Annotated in this window: 6 protein-coding genes and 1 pseudogene; 3 read left to right on the top strand and 4 right to left on the bottom strand. The window is 30.8% G+C overall.

The window, feature by feature from the left end; all coding sequences use genetic code 11:
• Nucleotides 1-472 (bottom strand): recombinase family protein (locus HUN22_RS15135; protein WP_174730991.1); only part of this gene is annotated, 472 nt, incomplete at its 3' end.
• 454 nt (nucleotides 473-926) lie between these two features.
• Between HUN22_RS15135 and HUN22_RS15140 the strand changes: the two genes are divergently transcribed.
• Both HUN22_RS15140 and HUN22_RS15145 read left to right on the top strand, forming a co-directional pair.
• Entirely contained in the window at nucleotides 927-1,553 is a 627-nt protein-coding gene (locus HUN22_RS15140) for a hypothetical protein (protein ID WP_174730994.1), read from the top strand.
• A gap of 110 nt (nucleotides 1,554-1,663) precedes the next feature.
• Nucleotides 1,664-2,053 carry a helix-turn-helix domain-containing protein gene (locus tag HUN22_RS15145; RefSeq protein WP_174730997.1) on the top strand — a complete coding sequence of 130 codons (390 nt, stop codon included), beginning with the start codon at nucleotides 1,664-1,666 and terminating at the stop codon, nucleotides 2,051-2,053.
• A 53-nt stretch (nucleotides 2,054-2,106) separates the two neighbouring features.
• Here the strand turns inward: HUN22_RS15145 and HUN22_RS15150 are convergent, their stop codons facing one another.
• Nucleotides 2,107-2,430 carry a hypothetical protein gene (locus tag HUN22_RS15150; protein WP_174731000.1) on the bottom strand — a complete coding sequence of 108 codons (324 nt, stop codon included), beginning with the start codon at nucleotides 2,428-2,430 and terminating at the stop codon, nucleotides 2,107-2,109.
• Between the two features lie 721 nt (nucleotides 2,431-3,151).
• Here HUN22_RS15150 and repM point away from each other — a divergent pair.
• Nucleotides 3,152-4,099, top strand: coding sequence for a replication initiation protein RepM (gene repM / locus HUN22_RS15155; RefSeq protein ID WP_174731003.1), 948 nt, complete (start codon nucleotides 3,152-3,154; stop codon nucleotides 4,097-4,099).
• A 410-nt stretch (nucleotides 4,100-4,509) separates the two neighbouring features.
• Here the strand turns inward: repM and HUN22_RS15160 are convergent, their stop codons facing one another.
• Together HUN22_RS15160 and HUN22_RS15165 are read right to left on the bottom strand one after the other, a co-directional pair.
• Complete coding sequence (locus HUN22_RS15160; protein WP_317889660.1) at nucleotides 4,510-5,130, bottom strand: hypothetical protein; 621 nt, start codon at nucleotides 5,128-5,130, stop codon at nucleotides 4,510-4,512.
• A gap of 420 nt (nucleotides 5,131-5,550) precedes the next feature.
• Nucleotides 5,551-5,814: pseudogene (locus HUN22_RS15165) on the bottom strand (recombinase family protein); the annotation flags it as partial.

The raw sequence follows: 5,814 nt of genomic DNA on the forward strand, positions 1-5,814 counted from the left end.
TTCTACCAGTTGGAACATAACCTGATCTTTCTAACCCTTGTTTTATACGTTCTTTTCGCTTGTCATTATCTAATCTAGCCATTGTCGCCAATAGATCAATGAGCATGTTATTAATCAAACTAAGAATCGAGCCTGTAATATCGTCACTTGTTCCAATTGTTTGATGTGTAGTTGGCAGGTCTGCAACTACTAATTTTAATCCTTTATCTTTGATGCGCTGTTTCAACACTTCAAAGTCTTTCTGTGTAAGCCTTGAGAGTCTATCTACACTTTCAACTAATAGAGTATCTCCCTGCTCTGATTCACTAAGTAGTTTATTCAATTGAGGGCGTTCTAATTTTGTTCCAGAATGATTTTCAATGTATTGGACTTGAGTGCTATCAATAGTATTTGCAAATAGAACTAAATCACTTAATGCTCTTTCTGCATCTTGATCTTTAGTACTAGCTCTTACGTATATTCTTACGGTCATATCATTTAGCCTGTCTCTTGAAACTATTTTGATAATACTATCATTTAATAATTATTAAAAGTCTAATGATAGATTTAATTGTCATAATTCTAATTATTTTTTAACTATAGTCTAATGATAGCTTTGCCGTATTTTCAGGTTAACAAGTTGTATTTCTATTTACAGCATAAAAAATTAGATAATTTATTGATAATAAATATAAAAATATAAGATTTTTAATAAATTTAGGGTACATCACAATCTAGATTTATTACCGTCACCATTTAAAAATTACTAGCATGACTAAATTGGAGCTAATAATGATCTCTACTCATATACACCTTTTGATAATCTTATTTAAGATCATCCTTATATTTATGAACCTTAATTTTTCAAATGCACTCCTGTCTATTTGTTTTGTTCAGACACTCATCATTATGTTTTTGATTATTCGTATTCAAATAGGGATTAAGTAATGCAAATATTCGGTTCTTTACCTCCTGACATAAGTGGTCTTGAGTACGCACCATTTAGTGCAGGAAAACTTACGGGTATTCATATAGCTGCACTCAAGTGCTTACTAGCTTTTGGATTAAAAAATAATTTCAAGACAAAAGAAGTGTCTTTATCTCTCCAACAGTTAAGTGATTTAACAGGTTTGAGCAAACCAATGGTGATCAGAGGAATTAGGAGATTAATTGAATTAGGAATAGTGCTAAAGCTACAGCAAGATAAAACGAATATTGTAAATAAGTACAAGCTAGTCTTTGTTGATATGAGATTTACTAAGATTCCATATGTTCATTTAGTAGATCGACTTGCTAACTTTCCCAATAAAGGAGTCTATGTCCTAACTGCTTTAAAGATATATCTGATTCTGCTTCAAGTTAGAGAAAACAACTCTAAGCATGTAAAGATTTCTTATTCTAGACTGGCTAGTTATGGCATAAATCCTAAACATATTAGTAAAGCCTTAGAAATACTTATTACGAATGATCTGATTTCTATCTCTAGAGAAGTGGATGAACATGGCTCTTTTGTGAAAAGTTGCAATAACTATTTAATTAAAAATCTAATTTTGAAACAAACCAAAACTACCTAATCTCTTCACTGTACGTGGATAGAGCAGCAGAATACTCTTATCAAATTAATTTTATACGTATACAACTAACATGTTAATGTTAACAGTAGTGAACAAGAAGGTTATGAACAGTGAGCAGAATCAGTATTAACAAAGCTTCTCAAGACTTTAGTGTAAGTAGAAATACATTGTACAAATATATAAAACAAGGAAAATTAACTAAAGACAGTGAAGGCAAATTAGATACATCTGATCTAGTTAGATTGTTCAGTAAGCATGTTCAAAATCCACAAGTGTTAACACAAGGTGACATCAATATTACTACTTTAAATGAACAATTGAAGTTAGAGAATGAACAACTAAAACAACAATTAGCTATTAGTGAAATGAGAATTAATGAACTGAAATCCCAATTAGAATATATAAGACAGAATGAAACATGGCTTAAACAACAATTAGATCAAAAATTAATTGAGCATAAAGAAGGAAAAAAGGGATTGCTCTCTAAACTATTTGGATAAAAAAGAGGTGAACCTAATCTAATTAAGTTCACCTACTTTCTTTCAGCTTATGATTATCCTGCTTTTCTCATATGAACAGCTTCATATTTAGCAATGAAATCTAAAACATTTTGATCTTTGAGAATTTCACTAAGATGAATACTTTTAATGAAGTACTGTTTAACAACAACAGTTTTCTTCTCCTTAGTAACTTCTCTTAAGGAAATATCATCAATCAGCCATAAATCTGAACGTAGTTCACTGATACGACTAGCAGAATAACCTGTATCAATATGACCCCACATTTCTTTATTCTTAATTCTATGCCCTCTTAATAAGAGATAGAGAATAGATGCTTTGTGAGTATTAACACTTGGTAGTTTTGGAACGTGAATCATGGTTAATTTTCTCCTATAACCATTGTTATAGGCAAACCATAGGCACGTCTCTGACAAGGGTTTCCCCTGCGTCAACTTGAACGTTGCAAATAAATCTGGTAAAATCTAATAACAAAACACTACTTAAGTTAATGATTTTAATCAGATTTATCTATAGTTTTACCTATTAGATTTTGATTAAAAACTAGACTTACGGACTAAGGGGAACTGTTGGTAGCAGTTTCCCTTTTTTCGTTTTAGAAAAGGGAATCCCTTGTCACATAAATCCTTAAAGTAATATGAGCTCATATTGCTATGAATTCTTTACCTTTTCCCATTTTAACACAACAAACGAAATAGTACACCATTAGAAGCACGTATAAGCGTTTTAAGCATCATTTGATACATTAAGCATAGTTATGTAGCCAAAACAAATAACGAGTCGCTACGGGCCTCTGGTGAGCTCCTAGAGGGGTGTATTTATATTAAAAAAAACTCATTTAAAAATAAAAATTTGGCTTTTAATAATTTTAATAGTTTTATAATGCTTTTATACACCTAATATCTATTATATATCAATTGCTTATATAGGTATTTAGCTACGTTTCCTTTGCTATTTAGCTACGTTTCCTTTGCTATTTAGCTACGTTTCCTTTGCTATTTAGCTACGTTTCCTTTGCTATTTGATACAAATAATTTTATGTGCTAAAAGATACATATTAAAATTTGTATCTAATTAAGTATGGGTAATAAATTAGTAGTAAAAACAAATAGATTAATTGAAGCTTTACAAACTTTATCTTTAGCAGAAACTAGACTATTACAGCTTGCTATTGTTAATGCTAGAGAGAATGGGAAAGGATTAGACTCATCAGTTCCCTTAAGCATTAGTGCTGTAGAGTATGCAAAAGAATTTAATGTATCTAATCAGGCAGGCTATATTGCTTTGAAGAGTGCAGAAGAGACTCTATTTGAGAGACGTTTTACTATTATTGATATAGATAAGAACCCTATAAAGAGTAGATGGGTTCAAGATGTCAAATATATACAAGAAGAAGGTAGAATCGAAATTACTCTTAGTAGGGTTGTTGCAAAAGAAATAACTAAGATAGATGGGTTAAAAGACTTCTTTACTAGTTATTTGTTAGAAAAAACATCAGGTTTAAATAGTGTATATGCTATTCGACTCTATGAGCTATTGATTCAATGGAAAACTGTAAAGAAAACTCCTGTATTCGAGATCGATAACTTTAGAAATCAACTTGGTCTAGGTGTTAACGAATACAAGCAAATGAATAATTTCAAAGCTCGTGTTTTAGATGTAGCCATAGAACAAATTAATAAAAACACTGACCTGACTGTCAAATATGAACAACATAAGAAAGGAGTCAGAATTAATGGATTCTCTTTTTCTTTCAAGTTTAAAGAAGAGAAAAAACAAGTAGAGAAGGCTGTAAAGAATCCTGACTTATTTTCATATCTAACACCAAAACAAATACATTACTTTTCAAGAGAGATAGCAAAGGCTGTAGTCGAGAATAGAAGTCCAGTATTTACATCACTTTCAATCTTCGCTCCTGCTGGTACAGGGGAAATCGAATTTGCTGAACTCATTGCCCAAGATTTGAAAAATGAATCTAAAGCTAAAAGGTATTATCAGGCTTTACTTGATTTAGGATTTAAACCCTAATCATTTTTAAAATTAAGATAGTTATTACAAATAACAGGTCTAGCGTCTGTCTATGTTTAACCTGAAAAACACCCCGTTAAAAAGGAACGCCTTTAAAACATGAAATATCTATAAATAACAAATAAATATGGAAATTTTCTATTTTGAAATTTTGTGCAATAAATACATAGGTTGTGTTTGGTAAATTACTAATTTTAGTAACTAAAAACTAGCATTAATCTAGTTTTTGTATAAGAAATGAGAGTATTTATCTCTCATTTAACTTATATTTCTTCTGCTGCTATTAATAGTGTTTTTAATACAATGTTTCAATGGCTTATGTTATTGATATTTATATATAAAACACTTGTCTGAATATATGCGCAATATGATACAAACATTTTAGGTTGAAATTACAGTTAGTTACATAACTAGTTTGGCACTTTAGATGTACCAAACTTCTTTCTAAATGGAATTTCAGGTGACTTTTGCTCGACCTTTCCTACATACAGTAGTCGCTGAAAAGTATCATCAAAATATTCACCTTTAAGCTTTTTAAACAGCTCATTATTTTTAGATAATAAATACCTTCCTGCTCTTAACCCACCTAAGTTATCAAGTGAAGCTATAGCCTTATCTCTAAATAATCCTGGATGTGTTCTTCTGCAATCTGCGATCACATAAAAGTGGATATGTAGAAAAGGGGCTTTAGGAATATCAAACCTACTTGTATCGTATGCATCTGTACCACCTTCTACTTCTTTATTAGTTGTGTATTTAAACTCAATAGAGTACAGCACTAATACTTCTGGGCATTCCTGTGGAGATGATTTGAATTGTCTCTTTAACTCCCTCTCAAACTCTTTAATTAAGTTTCTTTTTGTTTCTTTAAATGTTTCAGGGTCATCAATATGACTTAAAAAGTGAAAGCAACATGGATAACTCATATTGTCTCTAGCATACAAAGCTAAGTTCTCTATCTTGTCATAATGGACAGGATTAATTTCATATCTCCTCCCATCTGTCATAATTTTAATACCAATTGTTGTCACAACACCTCCTTAACTAACTAATAATTTTAAAGAATAGAGCTCCCTATCACTGCATTGTTATCACAGTAATTCTTTAAAGATAGAGATATGATTTAAATACTAATAAAGCATCTATATATAATGCAGGATAATTTTAGACGTAAACCTTATGGTCTAAGGCTTACAAAGTGATTTTTAATGTGAAAAGTTGTCCCCATTCACTTAAAATAAGGATTTACTCAACTTATATCAATAAAAATATATCACATAAAATTCGCTGTAGCAAATAAATTAACAAAAGTATACATAACGCATAGCTCTCTTAGATTCGATTTAAGGAGCTTTAAACACTACAGGTAGGTAAGTTCAGAATAGGAGATAAAAGCTCTACAGCAGTCCTATAAACCCCTTTAAACCGCTATTTCGATTATATTTTTAGATTTACTGATCCTTTAGTTCTTTAGCTACTCTATATACTGTTGCTATACCAACACTAGCTGCTTTTGCTACTTCTTCTTTTGTCATGCTTTGTAGCTTTAGTAATTCTTTAATACGCTCATGTTTTGAAGTATTTGCCTTTCTACCAGTTGGAACATAACCTGATCTTTCTAACCCTTGTTTTATACGTTCTTTTCGCTTGTCATTATCTAATCTAGCCATTGTCGCCAATAGATCAATGAGCATGTTATTAATCAAACTAAGAAT

The organism is Acinetobacter lactucae, from assembly GCF_013344765.1.
Taxonomy (GTDB): Bacteria; Pseudomonadota; Gammaproteobacteria; order Pseudomonadales; family Moraxellaceae; genus Acinetobacter; species Acinetobacter lactucae_A.